Source organism: Cupriavidus sp. 05T41 (genome assembly GCF_056396525.1).
This window is the reverse complement of the sequence record NZ_JBFTLQ010000200.1, coordinates 1-1,045: the sequence shown is the minus strand read 5'-3', so window position 1 is coordinate 1,045 and position 1,045 is coordinate 1. Positions and strand designations below refer to the sequence as shown.

Sequence of the window (1,045 nt, the reverse complement as noted above, 5' to 3'; positions counted from 1 at the left end):
CTTGGCGTCGCGCCACAGGCGGCCCACCGGGTATTCGTTGATATAACCGTTGCCGCCCAGGATCTGCACCGATTCGCCGGCCATCCAGGTGGCTTTCTCGGCCGTGTACAGGATCACCGCGGMGCAGTCCTTGCGCACCTGGCGCACGTGCTCCGTGCCCACYGCGTCCAGGTTCTTGCCCACCGTGTACAGGTAGCTGCGCGCCGCCTGCAGCGTGGTGTACATGTCGGCCACCTTGCCCTGGATCAGCTGGAATTCGCCGATGCTCTGGCCGAACTGCTTGCGGTCGTGGATGTAGGGCGTGACCACGTCCATGCACGCCTGCATGATGCCCACCGGGCCGCCGGACAGCACCGCGCGCTCRTAGTCCAGSCCGCTCATCAGCACGCGGGCGCCGCCGTTCTCGGCGCCGAGGATGTTCTCCACCGGCACTTCCACGTCCTCGAACACCAGCTCGCCCGTGTGCGAGCCGCGCATGCCGAGCTTGTCCAGCTTCTGCGCCACCGAGAAGCCCTTCATGCCCTTCTCGACGATAAAGGCGGTCATGCCGCGCGCGCCCAGGTCCGGCTCGGTCTTGGCGTAGACCACCAGCACGTCGCAGTCCGGGCCGTTGGTGATCCACATCTTGGTGCCGTTGAGCACGTAGCGGTCGCCCTTGAAGTCGGCGCGCAGCTTCATGCTGACCACGTCSGAGCCGGCGTTGGGCTCGCTCATGGCCAGCGCGCCGATCCAGTCGCCGGAGACCAGCTTGGGCAGGTACTTCGCCTTCTGCGCGGCCGAGCCGTTGCGGTGGATCTGGTTCACGCACAGGTTGGAGTGCGCGCCGTAGGACAGGCCGACCGAGGCCGAGGCGCGGCTGATTTCCTCCATGGCCACCATATGGGCCAGGTAGCCCATGTTGGCGCCGCCGTATTCCTCGGCCACCGTGATGCCCAGCACGCCCAGGTCGCCCATCTTCTTCCAGGCGTCCATCGGGAACTGGTCGGTGCGGTCGATCTCGGCGGCGCGCGGGGCCAGTTCGGCCTGCGCCCAGTTGCGCACGCTC

At 67.3% G+C, this 1,045-nt stretch carries 1 protein-coding gene; it reads right to left on the bottom strand.

Going from position 1 to position 1,045, the window contains the following annotated elements; translation table 11 throughout:
- A partial coding sequence (locus AC1DKV_RS40465; RefSeq protein ID WP_477139767.1) for an isovaleryl-CoA dehydrogenase occupies nucleotides 1-1,045 on the bottom strand: 1,045 nt, incomplete at both ends.